We start from the raw sequence: 20,009 nt of genomic DNA, 5'->3' as shown, positions 1-20,009 counted from the left end.
TGACGCCGACTTGATGCAAGCCGGGCGGCATCGGCCGGAACCGGTGGCGGACCGGGCTAGCGAGAAGAAGGGGCGGCCGGCTCATGCGGCGAAAGCGCCGGCCGCCCTTGCGCTGCCCATCCTCGGCCTCGGGGAGAGGATCGGCTTTCGGCTTCCACCGTGCAGGAGCACAGTGGGACCGGCGAGCTGGACGCGGCCGCTTCGGTGACCATTGCGGCAAGTGCGTGAGACGGCGGCGGCGGCAGCAGCAGGGGGCAGGGGCTCCTCGATGGCGGCGAGCGCATCGACACCGGCGTGCTGCAGCATGCGTTGGACGGTGCGCCGTGCGCTGCGTACCCGGACCGTAGTAGTTGCCGGAACGCGAGTGGCCGCTCGCAGCAGAGCATAGGCACAGGTCAAGTCCATGCTGGTGAGGTCACTCATGTCCAGCACCCACTCGCGGACCTGAGGAAGACGCACATCGAGGAGCTGCTGCTCCAAGTCCAGCACGCTGTCAGCGGTCAGCTCGCCGGCAAAGCGCAGGATGGCGCAGCCGTCCACCTCCGTGACGCTCACCGGGGCTCACGAGCCGGTGAAGGGATCCGGATGGGCTGTCACAACGACCTCCATACCGGGCGCTTCTTTCCTTGATGTGGCGAGCGACGGTCGGCCGCGTTCCGGGAGTGTCCCTGCCCGGTAGACCTATTACTCATCATTCGGCGCATCACGGCACGTAGCCAGGAGGAGGCCGCGAAGATCACCACTGCGGTACTTGAGGTCCTTGCGCAGCGGATCACCCCGGGAGAGGCGTCTGACGTCGCCGCACAGCTACCCGAACCGCTCGGCGCGCCCCTCAAGGGTGACGGACAGGGCAGGCGGAGAGTTTCGGGGTCGAGGAGTTCTGCCAGCGCGTCGCCGAGCGCACCGGCGCTCGTCCCCGTACGGCCGGGTGGGACGCCAGCGCGGTGCTGTCCACCCTGGCCGACGCGGTCTCCGGCGGCGAACTGAACCAGATCATCAGCCAGCTGTCATCTGGCTACGCCACCCTCTTCGGCAGGGCTGACCCCGCTGGCCGATCCGGCCAGAGAGTGGGCGCCCGCGGCTCCGCTCAGGGAAGCCCCCGGCGCCGGACCGTTCGGTCAGGGCTGGTCATGAGGCAGTCCTGGACTCCGCAGGGAAGAAAGTGATCAAGGTTGCGGTGTCCTCCGGGTCCACCACTCGGACTGCCGCCTCAGTGACGTCTGGCGTAGAGACGTCGACCTCCTTGGAGTGCGGGACCATGTGGCGCAGGACGACCGGGTAACGCGGTGACTGACCCCCGACGGCGACGACCACCACGTCGTCCTTCGGATCATAGTGCCGCATCAAGCAACGTTCGCCCTGTCCACGACCTCGCGTAGGCGTTCGTCGGCAGCGTGCTTGTTCCGCCAGATGATGTAGCGGCGGATCATGCTGCCCTGCTCCTTGTGGCTGGCATGATCGGTGCCGTCGAGAGCGAAGTAGCGCAGGGCTGTGAACTGGGCTTCGATGCGGTTGAGCCAGGAGCTGTTGGTCGGCGTGTAGGCGAACTCGACGTTGTTGGCCGCTGCCCAGTCGCCGACCCGGGTGTCCTTCTTTGTGGTCAGGTGCGGGGAGAAGTTGTCGAGCACGATCGCGATGCGGATCTCGGGCGGGTAGAGGCTGCGCAGGTAGCGGCAGAACTCCAAGAATCTGGTCCGGTTCTTCTTCGGCTTGATGTGGCCGTAGAGCTTGTCCCTGCCCAGGTCGTAGGCGGCGAACAGGTGGCGGACCCCGTGTGGTCGTGTGTAGGTCGCCCGGCGTCGGGGCCGGGGCCCGCGGCCGGGATCCTTGTGCTTCCCACCGCGCTCGGCCCAGTGCCGACCGGGGTGGGGCTGGAGGTTGAGTGGTCCGAACTCGTCGAGGCATAAGACGACTTTGGGCTCACCGTCCTCGGGGACGACCTCCCCGTCGGCAATCGCGTAGAGGTGCTCGACGCGGGCCTTCTTGGCCGCGTAGTCGGGGTCGCGTGAGCTCTTCCAGGTCTTCACGCGTTGAAACGAGACGCCCTCCTCGCGGAGCAGTGCCCGCAGGCCCTCGTGGCTGATGTCGTCGACCACCCCCTCGGCGACCAGGAAGTCGGCCAGCTTGGCCAGGCTCCAGGTCGAGAACGGCAGGCCATGCTCGGCCGGCTTGGACTTGGCGATCTTCTTGATCTCACGGCGTTCGGGGAGGCTGAAGGTCTTGGGCCGGCCGCCCTTGTACTTCGGATACAGCGAGTCGAACCCGTCCGCGTTGAAGTTGTGGATCACATCTCTGACCCGGTCCGGGCTGGTGAACGTCACCTCGGCGATCTTCGCCACGGGCATGCCCTGCGCGGATAACAGCACCATCTGGGCCCGCCGCCAGGTCACCACCGAACCAGTGCCCCTACGGACGATCCGCAGCAACCGCCTGCCCTCGTCGTCATCGATCTCCCGGACCTGCACACGTTCAGCCACGCGATCATTCTGGCCGTCCGGCGCCGCCCAGGACAGCAATAGAGCGACGCCTCATCGCAGGGCGAACGTTGCTTGATACGGCAATAGGTGAGGTAGGAGAACGGCAGCCGCTCCGCTTCGTGCTGGCTTCCGATCGAGGGATCCACCACTTCGATGGTGACCAGTTCACCGCTGTGTGCATCGGTGACCTCGTCGAGCATGGACCGCCATCCCGCCCGGTCGGACATCGAGGTGTCGGCCATTGTGTGTTCCTCCCTCCGTGCACCTTGGATGGCTTCTGTCGTCAATCGTCCCCGATGCTGTCCCACGCGGCCACCGTCCCTTCCGAGTGCCGGTGCGGCGGCGTCTGCTTCCCTCAGGGCAAAGAGCCGTTCGACGGACAAAGTCCGTCCTGCGTTCCGATCCTTGGTTCGAGGGGACACCGGCACAACTCGCCTCCGGGCCGACCAGCCAGAGCGTCAGTGCTCCCGGCTGGAGCTCACCACGAAGAGTGCTCCGTCAGGATCGCGCAGCACCACCTCGTGTTCGCACTCCGCAAGGACGTCGCCGTCGTGCTCTCGTGCGGCTCGGGCACACCCCGACACGTCTGCCACCACGAAGTGGACCTGCCAGTGAGGCCGGACCGAGCGATCAGGCGCTGTATCCACGGCGCCAGACTCGATGCGCGCGACGACGGAACCCTGGCTGCGCAGCACCACCTCTTCCCCTTCGTACTCCACCTCGCAGCAGCCAGAGGGACCCGAGGCCCAGCCGAGGATCTCGCCGTAGAAGATCGCCGCATCGAAAGCGTCGCGAGTGTGGAGGGTGACGAACACCGGTGCCGCCTGCCGCCACGCCTCCCATTCGGTGACGAGCCTGCCCTGCCATATCCCGAAGATGGCCCCGTCGCGGTCGGCGAGCAGCGCCGCCCTGCCGGGCGCAAAGGAGATCGGCCCCACGGCCACGGTCCCGCCACGCTCCCGGACGCGGGCGACCGTCTCGTCCGCGTCTGCGGCGGCGAAGTATGGCGTCCAGGTCACCGGCATATGCCAGACAGTGGCCATCCCCGCGACCCCGGCGACGGGTATCCCGTCCGCCAGCGCGGTCAGGAAACGGTCACCCAGTCTGGCAGTGCGCCACTGCCAGCCCAGTACGGCACTGTAGAAACGCTGCGTTGCGTCGAGATCGCGGCTGGTCAGGCTCACCCAGCACGGTGCGCCGGACACAGAATCCGTGTACACGACGTCCGTTCCGGTGGAAGAACGTGTCGTGCCATGTTTCATGGCCATCGCACCCCGGTTTCCATGCAGGCAGCGAGCGATCTCACTCAAGTGTCTGGCCGGAGTTCCAGCCCCGCACATTGTCTGCTCTCAGCCTGATCCGTCCCAGTCGGCCATGCCCCCTTGGCAGCGGCTTCGCAACCCCACCCATCCGGCGGACATCGCCCGCCTGGCACCTCTCGTTGTTCTCCCGTGGCAGCACAGCGACCCGGCACAGGAGTGCCGTACACGGAACTGCGGGAGCGGCTGCAGAGTGTCCTGGCACTCAGCGAGCCCGTGTTCATGGGACGGCTGGGTGTTGCCGGGGATGACAGCCCTACGGAGGATGATTCTCCGCGCTTGGAGGGGCGCGCGACGATCGCGACGCCGTCGGACGCTGACATCTCCGCGTGAGGCCGCCCGCCCTTATGGCGGGTCTGAGGAGCCCTGTCCGGTCACCGGTATGGGCCGATGCGCTCGATTGGCAGGCTGCTTCCTGCCGTCTGGGAGCCATAATGCGGGTGGACCTGATGCATCGGGCCGTCAAGGTGCTCTGCCGTGGCCCCGTGTGCGTGTCCGCGACCGCCCTGCTGTCGGCCGTCGTCCTCCTGCAGACCCTGCTGGGCTGGCTCGGCATCGGCTGATGCACAGGCGAACCGCCGCAGGGCCGTTGGCAGACTTCGGTCGGTTGCGGCCGGGTTCCGTCAGGCCACCGCCGGTGCCGGTACGGTGGCAGGCCGGGCCGAAGGGACGCCCGGGGCAGGGTTCGGCGCTGTCAACGGGGCAGCTGCGCAATGACGGCGCCGAGCGGTACCGGTCGGTTGCGCGCCGGTCGCGGTCAGCAGGTGCCCGGTGCCGGTCGCGGCGAGCAGGCGGACAAGCTGCGGCCGCGCTGTCCCGGACAACTTAAGGGCGCATCCGGCGCGTTGGGCTTCGCGGTGCAGGCTGAGCAGGGTCTTGAGGCCGTACCAGTCGCAGAAGGCCAGTTCGGAGACCTCCACGCGCACCACGTTCGGACGGTGGGTCAGGCAGGTCCGGACTGTCTGCACCAGTTGCTCGGCGGTGTCCAGGTCGAGTTCGCCGGCGACGTACACGGCGGCACAGTCGCTGGTCAGCAGCGCCTCGATATGCAGGCCGGCCGCGACGTGTGGCCTCATCCGGGCAGGCCCGGTCACCGGATCGCTCCCTCAACCAGCCGCCGCAACGCCGCCGGGCAATGGGCGTCCTGCGCGATCCGTGCCGTGACCGCTCGGCGCCGTAGGCGTCCGCTCTGGCCGACCCATACGTCGACCCTGACGCCGAACGCCGCACTGGACAACGAGGACAACTGGCCCATCACGTCTCGCCTTTCAACACAAAGGGGTGCCCGCAGCCGCCTCGCGACCCGGGGAGCCCCACGACCCGCATGACCGGCACCTTTTTAACTGCAACGCAGCCAAATTGACAACACCCCACTCACCTTTCGCGCCAAGAGTCGACGAAAGGCAGGCTGCTCGCGGCATCAACATTCGGAGCCGCCCAACCGGCAGAATCGTCAGTGCTCCCGGCCCCGGGCGGACCCCAGCACTTCTGTCACAACGAAGCGGACCTGCCAGAGCCAGCCAGAGCGAGCGATCGCAGGCCAACCACGCACCGCTCCCCCCTGGACACGGGTCTCCGTCTCCCCCGCGACGAGCCCGGTCACCGCGGTCAGGAACTCCTCGGACCACTCGTAACGAAGAGAGACCAGGCCGCCAACCGGAAGAAGAAGGGCAGCAGGAGCCCGGCCCGTCAGCCACGACGCGCGCCTGATCAACAAGCTGAAGGCCTGGCGAGGCATCGCCACCCGGTACGACAAGGCCCCGGAGAGCTACCGCGCCGGCCTCCACCTTCGCGGCGGGATGATCTGGATCAAGGGCCTCACCAGGACCACCCATTGATCACGACCGAATACGCGCCCGTAGGCTCGGGAGCACCGCAGGCTTGAAGGGCTGCGATGGCGCAGGGGTGGCGGGTGCCTCATCGGAGGAACCGGATCTGTGGGTAGCGGGGTGAGGGGTGCTGGAGCAGGTTGTTGTCGAGGTGGCGTAGATGAAGGTCGAAGAAAGCTCGCACGTAGTCGCGTTGGGTGTGGATGGCGTGGTGCGGGTCGAGGGTGCCGATTGCTTGCGTCACCTGGCTGGGCGTCAACCCGAGGGCAGGCGCGGCTTGGGGTAGCAGTGTTTCCAGGTCGGTGAACGAGGTGTGGGTGGAACCGATGAGTGCCAGTTCGCGCTTCCAGCCGCGTTGGCTGGTCCAGAACTGATCCCAGCTGGAATCCTCCGGGCCTGGGCCGGGGTCGCTGCCGAAGAGGAGGAAGGGCCGGTCGGTGCCGTCGGTGACGGGTGGCAGGAGGCTGCCGTCCAGGTTGACGCCGGCGCGCAGGCGCCGGTCGGCGTGGATGGCTGCGGCGGCTGTGGCGCCGCCGAGGGAGTGGCCGAGCATGCCGACGCGGGACAGGTCGAACGCGCTGGCGAGGGTGGGTGGCAGGGGTCGCCGTCCGACGTCGGCGTTGTGTCCGGCGTTGAGCGCGGTGAGCTGGTCCAGCACGAACCGGGTGTCTGCGGTGCGGACAGCGAGGGCCTTGGCGATCAGGGCATCGTCGATGTCGCCGGTGATGGCGAAGGTTTCCACCCGGCCGCCGGGAAACTCGACTTGATCGGCGTCGTAGGTGTGGTCGATGGCCACGACCAGGTAGCCGTGGCTGGCTAGTTCCTCGATCAGAACAGTGCCGAGGCTGCGGTCGCTGCGCAGGCCCGGTGAGTACAGGACGACCGGCCTCCCGCACCGGCCGCGGTCCACCGGTGCGTCCAGGTGGGCGTGCGTGGTCGGCAGCAGCAGCGTGCCGGGCGGGATGCCCTGTTCCCGTTCGAAGACGGGGTCGGCGCCGGGTGACATCCACGGCACGGGCGGGTGGCCATGGGCGGCGTGTGCCGGGTACCAGAGCTGGATCATGAGTTCCCGAGCCGGGCGGGAATCCTGCCAGGGATCGACGCGCGACCGGTCGACCAGGTGCAGGGGGATCGTACCCAGGGGATGCGGACCGGTTGGTGCGGGCAGGGTAAGCCGCAGCGGAGTCGGCGTGGGGCTGGCGGCGACCGGCGAGCCCGCGGCGGGTCGCGGCTGGGCGGATGCCGCGGTGGATATCGGGACGGAAGCGATGGCTGACGCCACGGCGGTACCGAGCAGTGCTCGGCGGGTCAGGAGCCGTCTCGCGTTCGACATGGCCAGAATGTAAGGTGTCCTTTCCATCGAGTCAAGGACGCTTGACTTCATGGAAAGGACACCTTACATTCCTCACATGGCAAAGCAGGCACAGCAGGACCATGTGACGCGCGCGGCCCGCCGCGCTGTACTCATCGACGGCATACCCGTGTCCGCTTTGGGGGTGATAGCCCTGGCGCTGGGCAGCAACCCCCATCAGAGCACCGCCCAGAAGGCCTGGTGGATCGCGACCACCGCAGTCTTCACCCTCGCGATCGCCTGGGTGCTGCTGCGGGCATTCCGGCGCGCGGACGAATACCTGCGCCGCATTCAGTTGGAGAGCATGGCCATCGCCTTCGCCGCAGTCCTCGTGGGGCTGCAAGTGGCCACCCTGCTCGATGCCGCAGGCATCATCCAGCTCCATCAGCTCGCGCAATTGATCCTCCTCGGCGGCGTGGCCATCTGGATGACGATCGCGGACTTGCGTACCCGCCTGAACCGGTGACGGCGCGTTGTGAAGAACCGACTACGCGAACTGCGTGCAGCCCGCCGATGGAGCCAGGCCGACCTGGCCGACCGGTGCCAAGTCTCCCGGCAGGCCATCAACGCCATCGAAACCGAGCGGTACGATCCCAGCCTGCCCCTGGCGTTCACCATCGCCGACGTCTTCGGCCTGACCATCGAGGAAATCTTCCGTCCTGACCGGACGGAAACGACGAACAACCCCGCCTGACATTGAGCCTTCTCAGCCGGCATAGCGGTTCGATTCGATGTCGTGCAGGACAAGAATGGTGTGCACGACTATCGCGGGCAGTAGCGCAGCTTGACCAAGATCTTCCAGGTCTTGAGAGTGTGATCGCTTGTTCGCCGCGGGTGCGGATCTTGCTGGCTCGCACCTGGGCCTCACCGACCCTGCCGGGTGCGGTGCACGACCTGACCGCGGCTCGAACCCAAGGCATCATCGAGGCAAAGTCGAGTGACGGGGCTGGTGTCTACTCGGGTCCCGCGGGTGCTTCAGAGGTTTTGAGTCGGCTGGCGACGTAGCTGGCGCGGTCTCCCCCCTGTGAGTTTGTGCCATTTGCGGGCCGTGCCGTCGGCGAGGCCGAGGAGATCGGCGAGCATCTTCCAGTGGACGGCGCCCGACCATGGCCAGCCATGCCTCGTCGCGGGCCTTGGTGCTGCTGGGGATGCCCGTTCCTGGTGAACCTTCAGGCCGTGCATGGGCTGCCGGTTTCCGGCCGGCGATGGGCATGGTGCAGCTTGTGGTGAGTGAGCTGGTGACCAATGCCCGCAAGTACGCGCCTGGCCCCTGCCTGCTGACGTTGGAGATCGAGGAGGGAACCGTCGCGGTCAGTGTGTGGGACAGCAGCACGATGCTGCGATCGGTGCTGGCGGCGGACCCGGACCGGATCGGTCAGCACCTTGCCAGCCATCAGGTGCTGTGAGTTGGGGGGTGCTCGTCCGAGCACCCCAACCAGGACGCCGCGCGCCGCGCCGGGACCGCCCCGGCCCAGAATCCCTACGCGGTGCTGTTCGGCTGCTCCGACTCCCGGCTGGCCGCCGAGATCATCTTCGACCGGGGGCTCGGGGACCTGTTCGTCGTGCGCAACGCCGGGCATGCCCGCCGGCTTCGTCCGTGACGTTGTCGAGCGTGTGACCCCTAGTGTGCTGGCGGCCCGCGCCGCCGGACGCGAGCAGCACGAGGAGATCCTGGCCGCGGACATAAGGCTTACCGTCGATCTGCTGCTGGAACGCTCCCGCGTGCTGGCCGAGCGAGTGGCCGCGGGCCAACTTGCCGTGGTGGGTCTGTCCTACCGCCTGGCCGACGGCAGTGCACAACTGGTCGCCTCCCACGGCCTGAGCAGGGCTGCTTCCCTCACACGGTGAAACCCGCTGCCGGCCACCCCGGTGTTCAGCGCTGCTGGAGGCCGGGGACCGGGGAGGGCCGGGGCCCCGCGGCGCGGCGGAGCCGGTTGGCGATCGCCAGCCCCAGGCCCTCCTCCGCCGGCAAGGACGCGACGATGAGGTCGCACCCCTGCTGGTCGAGCTCGCGCAGGAACCCGTACAGCCCACGCGCGTAGGCGGCCATCGACCCCGGGAGAGCCACCACGGCGTGCGCCTTCACCGCAGTGCCGGCGAAAGCGGAGGGAAGGAAGACACCCACCCGGTGCCCCAGCTCCTGCGCGAGCTCCGCCTCGGCGACGACCTTCTCCGGCTCGACGAGGACGACCCGCGCACGCGGCGCGTAGTGCGACGGATGCTGGCCCGGCACCCGGACACGGCTCGCCGAAGGGACCGCCAGCGGGTGCCCGAGCACCGCTCCAAGGTCCTCGCGCGTCACCCCGCCGGGCCGCAGGATGCTCGGGGCATCGCCCGTGGCGTCGACGATGGTCGACTCGACGCCGACCTCGCAGGGGCCGCCGTCCAGCACGAAGTCGACCGTATCGCCGAGCTCGGCACGGACGTGGTCCGCGGTGGTGGGGCTGACCGAGCCGAAGCGGTTGGCGGACGGGGCGGTAACGCCGCCGCCGAAGGCCGACAGCAGCGCGAGTGCGACCGGGTGGTCGGGCACGCGCACGGCCACCGTCTCCAAGCCACCCGTCGCTTCGAGGGGCACCCGGGAACCGCGCCGCAGGACCAGCGTGAGCGGCCCCGGCCAGAAGTGTTCGGCCAGCAGGCGCGCCGTCGCGGGCACGTCCTGGACCCAGTCGTCCAGCTGCTCCGCGCCGCCGATGTGGACGATCAGCGGGTGGGAGGGCGGACGCCCTTTGACCTGGAAGATGCGCGCGACGGCGGCCGGGTCCTCGGCGTTGGCGCCCAGACCGTAGACGGTCTCGGTCGGCAGGGCCACCAGGCCGCCGGCGCGCAGCACGTCGGCCGCATTCTCGATGTCACTGGTTCTTGCCATCACTCTCGCAATCCTAGGAGCACAAAGAACCGGCGACGGTCGTGATCAATCTCGGCGCCAACCGGCACCGGCCGTCACACCGCCCGGCCCCGCCGCAACTCGCGGGACCCGGGCGCAGGTGACGGCTTGCCCATCGCCCCCCGGGCGCCGGGCGAGAACGGCTCGGTGCGGAAGCGCAGCGCGGGCGCTGCTGGCCCAGAACACCCCATTCGTCGTCCACACGCGTACAACGAGCGGGGCGCTGCCCGCACCGTCGGCCGAACTCTGTCCTGGTCTGCTGGGGGCAGGTGAGAGCCCCAGGCCCGTCCGCATCGGGTCGTGCCGGGTTTTGATGCGGACCTCCTGGGGAGTCGGTGCGCGTGGTGTCCTACGGACCGGAGCAGCGCGTGTACTTCCCGGCACTGCGCGCCGACTGGCTCACCCAGACGTTCGTGCACTGGGCCTACTCCCCCGAGCAGGTGCAGCGTCTGCTGCCGGAGGGGCTGACGGTCGACACCCATGATCAGTGGGCGTGGGTGAGCCTCACGCCGTTCGTGATGGCCCGGATGCGCCCGCCGGGTGTACCTGCTGCTCCGCCCTCCTTCGCGGAGACCAACCTGCGCACGTATGTACGTGAACGGGGCGGCAGGGATGGCCTGTGGTTCCTGACCCTCGAGGTGAGTTCCCGGGTCATGCTGGCCGCCCGTGCGATCGGTGCGCCGTACCACCTCGGGCACCTGACGCTGTCGCGGGGCGGTGATGTAGTGACCTACGCGGGGGCGTGGCGGGCCGTCGTACCGCGTGGTGGTCCGTCCGGGCGAGCCGGTCAGGCCGAGCCCGCGCGATGTGTGGCCGACGTCGTGGTGGCGGGCCTTCACAATGGGCTGCGGCGTGCTCTGGCAGACGCCCGTCGAGCACGAGCCCTGGCCGCTGCGCGCGGCGCGCCTGGAAGACCTCGCGGAGACCCTCACCCGGGCGGCCGGGCTACCGCCGCCCGCACAGGCGCCACGCGTGCACTTCTCCGACGGCGTCCACAAGGTCCGCTTCGGGGTCTCCAGCCCAGTGCGGCCGACAGTGAGGAGACGGGGATGAACCCGGTGCTCGTGGCGCGGGCCCAGAGGCTGTTCAACCTGGTCGGCGGCGGCTGGCCGCTGCTGCACCTGCGCAGCTTCCAGCGCGTCTTCGGACCCAAGTCCGAGGAATGGCTCCAGCGCACGACAGCCGGGCTGCTGGCCACGGCAGACTGGAGCATGCTGTTCACCCCGGCCGGTGCGGTGCGCCAGGCCCGCCGTACGGGCCTCGGGACGGCCGTGACCCTCCTGGCCGTCGACCTGGTGTACGTGCCCATCGGCCGGATCCGTCCGACCCATCTGCTGGACGCGGCGATGCAGATCGGATGGCTCCTGGCATGGCGCCGGTGCGGCCGACTCGGGCCGCCCGCGGGCAGATGAACCCGACCACCACCGAGGCACCCTGATGCGCCGATCCCCGCGGACTACCCAGTGGCGCTTCGACGGCTGGATCGCCGGGATCGGCACGGCGTCCGGCGCCCGCCTGATCCTCGGCCACTGGCCCCGCTCCTCCCTCGGGCCGTACAGCAACGTGATGCTCGAACGGACCGACGGCCACCGTCTGTTGCTGGCACCCACCCGGCAGACGGCGGACTTCATCGCCGGCACCTACGCCTTCGACGAGGTCCGCATCGAACCCGTACGCGTCCACGTCACCGGCGCCGACTGGACGGTCACCGCAGGCCCGCTCCTCGACCTCCGGTTCACAGCCGGCCGACGCGGCCCCGTGGGGCTGCTCCTGCGGACGGTCCCCGATGTCCTGGCCGCCCGGCCCTTCTGGACGGTGGTGACGGACCCGCTCGCCCGTCTCCTCCTGGGAGTGCGCACCCGTGGCACGGCCGGCGCCGGCCGACGCGAGTGGTACGGCACCCGCGACCTGCATCTGATCACCGCGGCCACCGTGATTCTCGAGGGCCGCCACCTCGGCGCCCTCACCGCAGTGGAACCGCCCGTACGGTTCGGCTTCGGCTCCACGCCCCGCACGCCCTGCCTCGTACGCGTCACGACGACGGTGAGTACACCGCGCACGCCCGAACCTCTTGCATCCCCGGCTGCACGGCAGCCACCCGCACAAGAAGGAGGCTTCTGATGAACGCCCCACCACGGAGCTCACCTCGGCGCCACCCGCCCGCACGCGGCGCCGACATGAAGCTGCTCGGCATCTATCTGAACGACCACCTCGCCGGCGCCACCGCGGGCACCCAGCGGGCCGGCCACCTGGCACGTGTCGCCCGTGGTTCCGCGCTCGGCCGCGCGCTCGGGCCTGTCGCCACCGACATCGCCCAGGACCGCACGGCGCTTGTCGGCATCATGCGGGACCTGGGTGTCCCCGTACACCGCTACAAGGTCTCCGCGGGCTGGGTCGCGGAAAAACTGGCACGGCTGAAGGGCAACGGCCGCCTGGTGCGACGCTCTCCGCTGAGCACCGTGCTGGAACTGGAGGCGCTGCGGCTGGGGGTGGAGGGCAAGACGGCCGGATGGCAGACTCTGCGTCAGCTCACCGGGACGGACGAACGCCTCGATCCAGCCCTGCTCGACAGGCTGCTGGAGCGAGCCCGAAGACAGCAGGACACCGTGGAGGAATGGCGCATCCGCCAAGCCGAAGCGGCACTCCGCACAACGGCTGACTGAGTGACGGCGCCACGGGCTACAGGGAGACCCTCGCCGCGCACCAGACGGTCGCGCTCCCGAGCCGCATCGACCCGTCGATCGCGGAGGCGGTGGAGCGACAGACGAAGGCGATGCGTGCGCTCAGCCTCCGGGTGTTCCGTCAACTTGACCCGGCCCTAAAGGACCGGGCTTGGAGGTAGCGCCCGACTGGCTGCTGGGTTGGCTCCTCCGTCCAGACACCCTTATGGGGTGGCAGGGGCGCGTGACTCACGCCCCGCAGTCCACGCGTCCTTGCCCCTGCGGGCGAGGACACGGGAAGCGTTCCGGTCGGCGTGCGCAACGACGCCGCACGACCGGCATGCGAACTTGGCTTGGGAGATCCGGTTGAGCCGGTCGACGTGTCCGCAGTCCGCGCACTCCTTGGAGGAGTAGGCGGGGTCCACGAACACGACCGGGACACCGGCCCTGCGTGCCTTGTAGACGATGAAGTCTCCGAGCTGGGCGAAAGCCCAGGAGTGGAGTGCGACCCGTTGGGGCTTGCGGAGCCGTACCCTCTGCCGGATCCCCTTGAGTTCTTCCAGGGAGATCCCGGCCGAGGTGCGTTCAGCCTCGGTCACGATCGTCTTGGCGATGATGTGGTTGGTGTTCTTGACGTGCCGCGCCTCGCGGCGGGAGCGCTCCTTCAACCGGCGCTTGGCGCTCTTGGTGCGCTTCTTCTGGAGCTTGGCCCGCAGGGCGAGCTGCCGCCTGCGGTACCGGTTCAGGCCGCGCCCGGCGGCCTGGTAGCCGGTGGACGTAGTGGAGATATTGACGATGCCGAGGTCCACGCCGATGAACCCGTCCGGCTCGTAGGGCTCGGCCTCGGGAACCTCGCACGTGGCGATCAGGTAGAAGCTGCCGTCACGCTCGATCAGGTCGGACTCGCCCTTGCGGTACTGCTGGAGCACCTTGAGCGCGTCGGCGGAGCAGGAGAAGCGGACGTTCTTGATGCGTCCGGCGGTGGTCCAGATCGACACGGTCTGCTGGTCGTACTGCCAGGACAAACACCGGTCGTCATACGGCTGCGCGGCCTCGGGGCGGAACGTGATCGGCTTGGACTCTGCCTTGATCCGGCGCTTCGACTTCGGCTTGCCCAGGTTCCCGGCGCGAATGTTGGCGTGCAGCGTGGTGTACGCATCACGCACCTTCTTGATCACGTGCTGCGCCGCCTGCGCCCCGAGCCCGCAGGCTTTGAGGTGCGGGTACGTGTGCTTGCGCAGCTCGTACTCACGCGGCACGCCATGGGCGAACGCAACCTCAGAGACCCAGCACGCCAGATCGTTGACCGTGCGCAGGGTCGCCGACAGCGCGGCGGCCTGCGCGGCCTCCGGCATCAGCTTCACCTGCGTCACGATCTTCAAGGGTACGAAAATATCATTGATCTATGTCGCCAAGATGGGAGCCAAACCCCGATATCCGCAGGGGCCGTAGCGTCGCCTACACTCTCCACGCGCATTTGGTCTTCACCCCCAAGTACCGCTGCGGACCGTTCACCGACGACATCCTCAAACGCTGCGAAGAGGTCATGCGCGACGTATGCGCCGACTTCGGCGCGGAGCTGCGGGAGTTCAACGGCGAACGCGACCACGTACACCTACTCGTGCACTACCCGCCCAAGGTGGCTATCTCCCGGCTCGTCGGCAGTCTCAAGGGTGTCTCCGCCCGCAGGCTCCGGCAGGAGTTCCCCGGCCACATCCGCAAGTACCTGTGGGGCGAACACTTCTGGTCGCCGTCCTACTTCGCCGCCTCATGCGGGGGCGCACCGCTCGCCGTGGTAAAGGAGTACATCGCGAATCAGAAGCATCCCGACTGAGGTCAACAGTGCAGACCCATGCTCCGGCACGGGTCACCCCCATTTTGAGAAGCGATTCCTCCCGGGCCTGAAGGACCGGGGTTCCTCGCTAGATTCCGCTGAATCGGAGGGCCTCGCCGCCGACGAGCCGTCTCCGATCGGCACGGCACGCATCCGGCGTCGTCGTGAAGCCGACGCCTCCCAAGCGGCGGCCTTGCGTCGGGCCCGCGCGGAACGAGCAGGACGACAGCCCGAGACGGCGGCCGCGGTGAAGGAGTCGGCGGCGCTGCGGTCCACAGCGTGAACGGGGCCTCGGGCCCAGGGCTTGAGGTGTGGCCGGATTTCAGCGCGGGGGCTCCCACACAGAAGGGAACGCATGTTTCATTTTTGGGATAGGGAGTACGGCACGGCCGTCGGATGGTTGGATGCCGGTATCCGGTGCTGTAGCGACTCGTTGGGCTTAGAACTCCTAACAGAATGGACCGCCCTCCAAGCCGCGCGGGGTGAGGCAAGGCGAGCGCGAAGGTAGATCACTACTCTGCAGGAGTGCTTTCATACGACGAGTTGACTTCCTCGGAGCGTGAGTTGTGGGACGCGTTCCCCGAAGGACGCCGCGTGGACTTGCGCACGGGTGCGCCCGAGGACGATCGTGTCGCCGCGGGTGGGCAATGGGGCCCCGGGCGGGCCGTCCGGGCTGCCGTGATCGTGGCGCTCCTCCTGGGCGCGAACACCACGCAACCGGGCGCCGTCGCATGCCTGAGGCTCACCGGGGCTCGGATATCGGGCCACCTCAACCTGGCCGGCGCACAGATCGGTCACTCCCTATGGATCGAGGACTGCTGGTTCGATGAGCCGGTGAACCTTCTCGGGGCGTCAACGCAGACGCTCGTGATCACGGGCAGCCGGGTGCCCGGCATCGAAGCCGGGTCGGCCCGCATCGAGGGAAACCTCGACCTGCGGCGCTCGCTCGTGGAGAGCGGCGCTCCCGGACCTTTCCACCACGACATTACCGCTTTGTCGCTCACCAACGCCCGCGTGACCGGCGGCGTGGTCCTCAACAAGGCTGAGATCAACGCGCCCGGAGGGTGGGCCGTGGCCGCCGGTGGCCTGGTTATGGAAGGAGGCGTCTTCTGCAGGGGCGGGTTTGTCGCGCGAGGTGAAGTGCGCCTGCTGGGGGCACAGTTGCCGGGTGGGCTGTTCATGCAGGGCGCGCGCTTGGAACAGCCCGGCCCGCGCGGAGTGGCCCTCGCCCTGGACAACGCCGTGGCCTCGTCGATCAACCTCTCCGGCGGGTTCACCGCGAACGGGACCGTACGGCTGCGGGGTGTCCGGATCTCGGACAATCTGACCTTCGAAGGGGCCGTCCTGAACGGGCCGCCCGACGGCAGCGGCCCCTCTTTGGTCGCCCTGTTGATGCAGGCCGTCGACTTCGACTTCATCCTCGCCCGGCCACCGTCCGGCATCGTGGACCTGCGGGGTGCGCAGGTGTCCTACCTCCACGACAGCGAGCACAGCTGGCCGGACGTGGTGGAGCTGGACGGCTTTGTCTACGGCTCCATCAAGGTGGACGAGGCCGGCGAGCGGCGGGAGGCAGTGGGGCGGCGGGATTCCGTGGCCCACCGTGTGGCGTGGATACGACGCAGCCCGGGCTACAACCCCCAGCCCTATGAGCAGTTGGCGAGCTGGTATCGGAAGGCCGGCCACGACGACGACGCCCGCCGTGTACTCCTGGCCAAGCAGCGCCATCGGCGTCAAACTCTTCACCCGGCCGCGCGAGTGTGGGGGCACCTGCTCGACGCGACTGTCGGCTATGGCTACCGCCCCTGGCTGGCCGGCGTCTGGCTCCTCGCGCTGACCTTGCTGGGCACGCTGTCCTTCGGTACTCACTCCCCCGACCCGGTTCAACGAGGCCAAGGCGCCCCGTTCCAGCCCCTCGTCTACACACTCGACCTCTTGATCCCCATCGGCGGTCTGGGCCAGCGCACGGCCTGGTTCTGGCCGAACGACAGCCTCCAATGGCTGGCCTACCTGCTGATCGCCTTCGGCTGGGTGCTGACGACCGCCGTCATCGCGGGTGTCACGCGCGCCCTGCAGAAAAACTAGTGCCGCATCAAGCAACGTTCGCCCTGTCGTAATGTGTCGCCCAGTTGCTGCGCCGGGAAGCCCCAGACGGCCAGAATGATCACGTGGCTGAACGCGTGCGGGTCCGGGAATTTGATGACGACGAGGGCAGGCGGTTGCTGCGGATCATCCGCCGGGGCACCGGTTCGGTGGTGACCTGGCGGCGGGCTCAGATGGTGCTGTTATCCGCGCAGGGCATGCCCGTGACGAAGATCGCCGAGGTGACGTTCACCAGCGACGACCGGGTCCGGGATGTGATCCACAACTTCAACACGGACGGGTTCGACTCGCTCTACCCGAAGTACAAGGGTGGCCGGCCGAAGACCTTCACTCTCCCCGAACGCCGGGAGATCAAGAAGATCGCCAAGTCCAGGCCGGCCGAGCACGGCCTGCCGTTTTCGACCTGGAGCCTGGCCAAGCTGGCCGACTTCCTGGTCGCCGAGGGGGTGGTCGACGACATCAGCCACGAGGGCCTTCGGATCATGCTCCGCGAGGAGGGCGTCTCATTTCAACGCATGAAGACCTGGAAGACCTCCCGCGACCCCGACTACGCGACCAAGAAGGCCCGTGTCGAACACCTCTATGCGATCGCCGACGGTGACGTCATACCCGAGGAAGGCGAGCCCGAAGTCATCTTCTGCATGGATGAGTTCGGGCCGCTCAACCTCCAGCCGCACCCTGGCCGGCACTGGGCCGAACGCGGCGGCAGACACAAGGACCCCGACCGCGAGCCCCGTCCTCGCCGCCGGGCGACCTACACCCGCCCTCACGGGGTCCGCCACCTGTTCGCCGCCTACGACCTGGCCAAAGACCAGCTCTACGGGCACATCAAGAAGACCAAGAACAGGTCGAAGTTCCTGGAGTTCTGCCGCTACCTGCGCTCCCTGCACCCGAGGGACGTACGCATCGCCATCGTCTGCGACAACTACTCACCGCACTTGACGACGAAGCGGTGTCAGCGAGTCGGGACGTGGGCGGCGGCGAACAACGTGGAGATCGCCTACACCCCGACAAACAGTTCCTGGCTCAACCGGATCGAGGCCCAGTTCACCGCCCTGCGCTACTTCGCCCTCGACGGCACCGACCACGCCAGTCACAAGGAGCAGGGAAGCATGATCCGTCGCTACGTCATCTGGCGGAACAAGCATGCCGCCGACAACCGCCTCCGCGAGGTAGTGAACAGGGCGAACGTTGCTTGATGCGGCACTAGCGAGCGACACCTGCGTTCAGGCGTCGCCAGCAGATCAGCGCGCAGCCGAGGGTGAGGAAGGCTTCGTGGATGTCGTCGCGTATCTCCCAGCGGATCCGCAGGCGGCGGAACCAGTGCAGGTGGGCGAACGCGCGCTCCACGACCCAGCGGTGGGTGCCGAGTCCGGAGCCGTGCTCGGCGCCCCGGCGGGCGATCAGCGGCTTCACGCCGAGATCCCAGACCAAACGGCGGTACTTGTCGTGGTCGTAGCCGCGGTCGCCCAGCACCACGTCCGGGCGACGGCGGGGCCGGCCGCGCTTGCCCCGCACCGGCGGCACCGCTTCAAGCAGTGGGATCAGCTGGGTGACGTCGTTGCGGTTGCCGCCGGTCAAGGTAACGGCGAGCGGGATGCCGGTGGCGTCGGTGATGAGGTGGTGTTTGCTGCCTGTTCTGCCCCGGTCGACGGGGCTTCGTCCGGTCTTGGAGCCCCCCTTTAACGCCCGGATGTGTGAGCCGTCTACGGCCGCCCAGGAGAAGTCCAGGGCGTTCGCGCTGCGGAGCTTGGCGAGGAAGACCTCGTGCAGCCGGGGCCATACGTCAGCTTCGGTCCACTCGGCCAGGCGCCGCCAGCAGGTCATGCCGGAACCGAAACCGAGTTCCTGTGGCAGGTGTTCCCAGGCGATCCCGGTGTGCAGGACGAACAGGATGCCCTGGAACACCAGCCGGTCCGGATGCCGCCTGCGCCCGGGGTGCCGGGGCCGACGCTCGACCCTGGGCAGCACCGGCTCAATCACCGCCCACAGCTTGTCGTCGACTTCCCATGGCTTCGGCCGCGCCACCCCGCACCCCCAGATCACCAAGCCCGGAGCAATCCAACTACCGCGAAGATCATTTCGTTAGGAGTTCTTAGTGGGCGGTTCGTGAGTCTTTGAGTGGATCTGCTGTCGCCTGATCGTGTGGCGGTGGGGCGGACTCTGCCGGTCCGCGGTTGGTGATCTGGTGATGTGACCGGGTGAGTGAACGCAAGCCGTATCCGAGTGACTTATCGGACGAGCCGTGGTCGTTGATCGAGCCGGTGATCACCGCGTGGAAGGACCGGCACCGCTCGGTCAGCGGTCATCAGGGCGCCTACGACATGCGGGAGATCGTGAACGCCATCCTCTACCAGGGGCGGACCGGTTGCCAGTGGGCCTATCTCCCGCACGATCTGCCGCAGAAGAGCGCGACGTACTACTACTTCGCCGCATGGCGGGACGACGGGACCGACCAGGTCATTCATGAACTCCTGCGCTGCCAGGTCCGGGAGAGGGCCCGACGATTAGAGGACCCGACCCTGGTGGTGCTGGACACCCAGAGTGTCCACGTGGCCGCCGGGGTCCCCGCCTCCACGAGTGGCCACGATCCGGCCAAGCGGGTGCCCGGCCGCAAGCGCGGCCTGGCCGTGGACGTCCTTGGCCTGGTCATCGCGGTCGTCGTCCTCGCTGCGAACACCCACGACAACACTGCGGGCATCGTCCTGCTGGACCAGGTCGCCGAGCACGCCGGCGGAACCGTGCGCAAAGCCCTGGTCGACCAGGGCTTCAAGAATCAGGTCGTCATGCACGGCGCCGACCTGGGCATCGATGTCGAGATCGTCGAACGCAACCCGCAGGTCAAGGGGTTCGTGCCCCAGCCGAAGCGGTGGAAGGTCGAGCAGACCTACGGGATCCTGATACTGCACCGGCGCCTTGTCCGCGACTACGAGCACTACACCTCCTCCTCCGCCTCCCGCGTCTACTGGGCGATGACCCACGTCATGACCCGACGCCTCACCGGCGCGAACGCCCCCACCTGGCGCGAGACGCAGGCGGTGGCAGCGTGAACATCGAGCCCCTCTTCGACGCCCTGGACCTCCAGGAAGACGCCGCCCGGATCCTGGCCGACGACCTCCGCACACAGATCGACGACCTGCAGACCCGGCTGCGGGAGGCCGAGACCCACCTGGAGCATCTCGCGATCACCCGCAAGACCATCACCGGCCTCGCCGACCGGCTCCCGGCCTACACACCGGACCTGCCCGAGCACCCGGACTACCCCCGCATCCTCGCCGCCTTCAATCACGCGACCGGCCCGCTACGGGCCAAGGACGTCTGCGAAGCCCTCGGCCACGAACTGCTGCCCAAGAACGTCGAAGGCACTCGCGCCAAGCTGAAACGCCTGGTCGAACTCGGGATCCTCACCGAGGCCGACACCGGCAACTTCGCCAGGAAGCCATAGCCGACGGAACCTCCACCAGCGACCTTGCTCAGCCTCATCCAGAAACGGACATCACCTTACGAACCACCCACTTACAGCGGGCCGCGACTGCTCCGTCGGTGATGAGG

At 68.2% G+C, this 20,009-nt stretch carries 22 protein-coding genes and 4 pseudogenes; 17 read left to right on the top strand and 9 right to left on the bottom strand.

All coding sequences use genetic code 11. The features are described 5' to 3' along the window. Positions 1-81 precede the first annotated feature (81 nt). Positions 82-555, bottom strand: a complete 474-nt coding sequence (locus tag LMU33_RS25485; protein ID WP_228622917.1) for an STAS domain-containing protein — start codon at positions 553-555, stop codon at positions 82-84. A 135-nt stretch (positions 556-690) separates the two neighbouring features. Between LMU33_RS25485 and LMU33_RS25480 the strand changes: the two are divergent. Next, positions 691-1,049, top strand: a pseudogene (locus LMU33_RS25480) (DUF2267 domain-containing protein); the annotation flags it as partial. 294 nt (positions 1,050-1,343) lie between these two features. Here LMU33_RS25480 and LMU33_RS25475 read toward each other — a convergent pair. The 3 genes from LMU33_RS25475 to LMU33_RS25465 all read right to left on the bottom strand — a co-directional run bounded on the left by LMU33_RS25475 (position 1,344) and on the right by LMU33_RS25465 (position 3,739). Continuing rightward, positions 1,344-2,477 carry an IS630 family transposase gene (locus tag LMU33_RS25475; RefSeq protein WP_228622916.1) on the bottom strand — a complete coding sequence of 378 codons (1,134 nt, stop codon included), beginning with the start codon at positions 2,475-2,477 and terminating at the stop codon, positions 1,344-1,346. After that, a complete protein-coding gene (locus LMU33_RS25470; RefSeq protein ID WP_228622959.1) occupies positions 2,387-2,704 on the bottom strand; it encodes a DUF5335 family protein in 318 nt (105 codons plus the stop codon). The genes LMU33_RS25475 and LMU33_RS25470 overlap by 91 nt, the downstream gene beginning before the upstream one ends. Before the next feature lie 231 nt (positions 2,705-2,935). Next, positions 2,936-3,739, bottom strand: a complete 804-nt coding sequence (locus LMU33_RS25465) for a VOC family protein (protein WP_228622915.1) — start codon at positions 3,737-3,739, stop codon at positions 2,936-2,938. 497 nt (positions 3,740-4,236) lie between these two features. Between LMU33_RS25465 and LMU33_RS41470 the strand changes: the two genes are divergently transcribed. Further along, entirely contained in the window at positions 4,237-4,359 is a 123-nt protein-coding gene (locus LMU33_RS41470; RefSeq protein WP_283844196.1) for a hypothetical protein, read from the top strand. 60 nt (positions 4,360-4,419) lie between these two features. Here the strand turns inward: LMU33_RS41470 and LMU33_RS25460 are convergent, their stop codons facing one another. Next, positions 4,420-4,890 (bottom strand): STAS domain-containing protein, encoded by a 471-nt coding sequence (locus LMU33_RS25460; protein WP_228622914.1) that lies wholly within the window; start codon positions 4,888-4,890, stop codon positions 4,420-4,422. Between the two features lie 542 nt (positions 4,891-5,432). Between LMU33_RS25460 and LMU33_RS25455 the strand changes: the two are divergent. Then, positions 5,433-5,634: pseudogene (locus tag LMU33_RS25455) on the top strand (hypothetical protein); the annotation flags it as partial. Positions 5,635-5,713: 79 nt separating this feature from the next. On the opposite strand, the gene LMU33_RS25450 reads toward LMU33_RS25455, so the two are convergent. Then, positions 5,714-6,688: an alpha/beta hydrolase family protein gene (locus tag LMU33_RS25450; RefSeq protein ID WP_228622913.1), complete on the bottom strand. Its 975-nt coding sequence runs from the start codon at positions 6,686-6,688 to the stop codon at positions 5,714-5,716. Positions 6,689-7,034: 346 nt separating this feature from the next. Here LMU33_RS25450 and LMU33_RS25445 point away from each other — a divergent pair, with 346 nt between their 5' ends. The 4 genes and pseudogenes from LMU33_RS25445 to LMU33_RS25425 all read left to right on the top strand — a co-directional run bounded on the left by LMU33_RS25445 (position 7,035) and on the right by LMU33_RS25425 (position 8,824). Next, complete coding sequence (locus LMU33_RS25445) at positions 7,035-7,442, top strand: hypothetical protein (RefSeq protein WP_228622912.1); 408 nt, start codon at positions 7,035-7,037, stop codon at positions 7,440-7,442. Between the two features lie 9 nt (positions 7,443-7,451). Next, positions 7,452-7,670 carry a helix-turn-helix transcriptional regulator gene (locus LMU33_RS25440; RefSeq protein WP_228622911.1) on the top strand — a complete coding sequence of 73 codons (219 nt, stop codon included), beginning with the start codon at positions 7,452-7,454 and terminating at the stop codon, positions 7,668-7,670. Between the two features lie 412 nt (positions 7,671-8,082). Further along, complete coding sequence (locus LMU33_RS25430) at positions 8,083-8,382, top strand: hypothetical protein (RefSeq protein ID WP_443728974.1); 300 nt, start codon at positions 8,083-8,085, stop codon at positions 8,380-8,382. 81 nt (positions 8,383-8,463) lie between these two features. Next, positions 8,464-8,824: pseudogene (locus tag LMU33_RS25425) on the top strand (carbonic anhydrase). 25 nt (positions 8,825-8,849) lie between these two features. Here LMU33_RS25425 and LMU33_RS25420 read toward each other — a convergent pair. Continuing rightward, positions 8,850-9,845: an L-threonylcarbamoyladenylate synthase gene (locus LMU33_RS25420; RefSeq protein ID WP_228622910.1), complete on the bottom strand. Its 996-nt coding sequence runs from the start codon at positions 9,843-9,845 to the stop codon at positions 8,850-8,852. A gap of 353 nt (positions 9,846-10,198) precedes the next feature. Here LMU33_RS25420 and LMU33_RS41740 point away from each other — a divergent pair. The 5 genes and pseudogenes from LMU33_RS41740 to LMU33_RS25400 all read left to right on the top strand — a co-directional run. Beyond that, positions 10,199-10,552 (top strand): annotated as a pseudogene (locus tag LMU33_RS41740) (DUF2071 domain-containing protein); the annotation flags it as partial. A 73-nt stretch (positions 10,553-10,625) separates the two neighbouring features. Further along, positions 10,626-10,916: a DUF2071 domain-containing protein gene (locus LMU33_RS41735; RefSeq protein WP_308280809.1), complete on the top strand. Its 291-nt coding sequence runs from the start codon at positions 10,626-10,628 to the stop codon at positions 10,914-10,916. Further along, positions 10,913-11,275: a hypothetical protein gene (locus tag LMU33_RS25410; protein WP_228622909.1), complete on the top strand. Its 363-nt coding sequence runs from the start codon at positions 10,913-10,915 to the stop codon at positions 11,273-11,275. The genes LMU33_RS41735 and LMU33_RS25410 overlap by 4 nt, the downstream gene beginning before the upstream one ends. A 25-nt stretch (positions 11,276-11,300) precedes the next feature. Beyond that, positions 11,301-11,984, top strand: coding sequence for a hypothetical protein (locus LMU33_RS25405; RefSeq protein WP_228622908.1), 684 nt, complete (start codon positions 11,301-11,303; stop codon positions 11,982-11,984). Continuing rightward, a complete protein-coding gene (locus tag LMU33_RS25400) occupies positions 11,984-12,526 on the top strand; it encodes a hypothetical protein (protein ID WP_228622907.1) in 543 nt (180 codons plus the stop codon). The genes LMU33_RS25405 and LMU33_RS25400 overlap by 1 nt, the downstream gene beginning before the upstream one ends. 221 nt (positions 12,527-12,747) lie before the next feature. On the opposite strand, the gene LMU33_RS25390 is transcribed toward LMU33_RS25400, so the two are convergent. Further along, positions 12,748-13,878 carry an RNA-guided endonuclease InsQ/TnpB family protein gene (locus tag LMU33_RS25390; protein ID WP_249814242.1) on the bottom strand — a complete coding sequence of 377 codons (1,131 nt, stop codon included), beginning with the start codon at positions 13,876-13,878 and terminating at the stop codon, positions 12,748-12,750. 50 nt (positions 13,879-13,928) lie between these two features. Here LMU33_RS25390 and tnpA point away from each other — a divergent pair, with 50 nt between their 5' ends. From tnpA to LMU33_RS25375, 3 genes are all read left to right on the top strand, one after another. After that, positions 13,929-14,357, top strand: a complete 429-nt coding sequence (tnpA, locus tag LMU33_RS25385; RefSeq protein ID WP_228622906.1) for an IS200/IS605 family transposase — start codon at positions 13,929-13,931, stop codon at positions 14,355-14,357. Between the two features lie 525 nt (positions 14,358-14,882). After that, entirely contained in the window at positions 14,883-16,439 is a 1,557-nt protein-coding gene (locus LMU33_RS25380; RefSeq protein ID WP_228622905.1) for an oxidoreductase, read from the top strand. 83 nt (positions 16,440-16,522) lie between these two features. Continuing rightward, the gene (locus LMU33_RS25375; RefSeq protein ID WP_228622790.1) at positions 16,523-17,656 is read left to right on the top strand and encodes an IS630 family transposase; all 1,134 of its coding nucleotides are present in this window, start codon (positions 16,523-16,525) and stop codon (positions 17,654-17,656) included. A 7-nt stretch (positions 17,657-17,663) separates the two neighbouring features. On the opposite strand, the gene LMU33_RS25370 is transcribed toward LMU33_RS25375, so the two are convergent. Then, positions 17,664-18,485 (bottom strand): IS5 family transposase, encoded by an 822-nt coding sequence (locus tag LMU33_RS25370; RefSeq protein WP_228622904.1) that lies wholly within the window; start codon positions 18,483-18,485, stop codon positions 17,664-17,666. Positions 18,486-18,658: 173 nt separating this feature from the next. Between LMU33_RS25370 and LMU33_RS25365 the strand changes: the two genes are divergently transcribed. Next, on the top strand, positions 18,659-19,507 hold the full coding sequence (locus LMU33_RS25365) for an IS5 family transposase (RefSeq protein ID WP_228622903.1): 849 nt from the start codon (positions 18,659-18,661) through the stop codon (positions 19,505-19,507). Next, positions 19,504-19,902 (top strand): hypothetical protein, encoded by a 399-nt coding sequence (locus LMU33_RS25360; protein WP_228622902.1) that lies wholly within the window; start codon positions 19,504-19,506, stop codon positions 19,900-19,902. Before LMU33_RS25365 ends, LMU33_RS25360 begins: the two co-directional genes overlap by 4 nt. The last annotated feature ends 107 nt before the right edge of the window (positions 19,903-20,009 follow it).

Origin of the sequence: Streptomyces barringtoniae, assembly GCF_020819595.1 — a bacterium.
GTDB classification, from domain to species: Bacteria; Actinomycetota; Actinomycetes; order Streptomycetales; family Streptomycetaceae; genus Streptomyces; species Streptomyces barringtoniae.
This window is presented reverse-complemented; position numbering and strand designations above follow the sequence as displayed.

Coding starts and splice junctions, on each gene's coding strand:
- LMU33_RS25470 (WP_228622959.1), bottom strand. CDS start 2,704: ATGTCCGACCGGGCGGGATGGCGGTCCATGCTCGACGAGGTCACCGAT.
- LMU33_RS25465 (WP_228622915.1), bottom strand. CDS start 3,739: ATGAAACATGGCACGACACGTTCTTCCACCGGAACGGACGTCGTGTAC.
- LMU33_RS25450 (WP_228622913.1), bottom strand. CDS start 6,688: ATGATCCAGCTCTGGTACCCGGCACACGCCGCCCATGGCCACCCGCCC.
- LMU33_RS25445 (WP_228622912.1), top strand. CDS start 7,035: ATGGCAAAGCAGGCACAGCAGGACCATGTGACGCGCGCGGCCCGCCGC.
- LMU33_RS25430 (WP_443728974.1), top strand. CDS start 8,083: ATGGCCAGCCATGCCTCGTCGCGGGCCTTGGTGCTGCTGGGGATGCCC.
- LMU33_RS25420 (WP_228622910.1), bottom strand. CDS start 9,845: ATGGCAAGAACCAGTGACATCGAGAATGCGGCCGACGTGCTGCGCGCC.
- LMU33_RS25410 (WP_228622909.1), top strand. CDS start 10,913: ATGAACCCGGTGCTCGTGGCGCGGGCCCAGAGGCTGTTCAACCTGGTC.
- LMU33_RS25405 (WP_228622908.1), top strand. CDS start 11,301: ATGCGCCGATCCCCGCGGACTACCCAGTGGCGCTTCGACGGCTGGATC.
- LMU33_RS25400 (WP_228622907.1), top strand. CDS start 11,984: ATGAACGCCCCACCACGGAGCTCACCTCGGCGCCACCCGCCCGCACGC.
- LMU33_RS25390 (WP_249814242.1), bottom strand. CDS start 13,878: ATGCCGGAGGCCGCGCAGGCCGCCGCGCTGTCGGCGACCCTGCGCACG.
- tnpA (WP_228622906.1), top strand. CDS start 13,929: ATGTCGCCAAGATGGGAGCCAAACCCCGATATCCGCAGGGGCCGTAGC.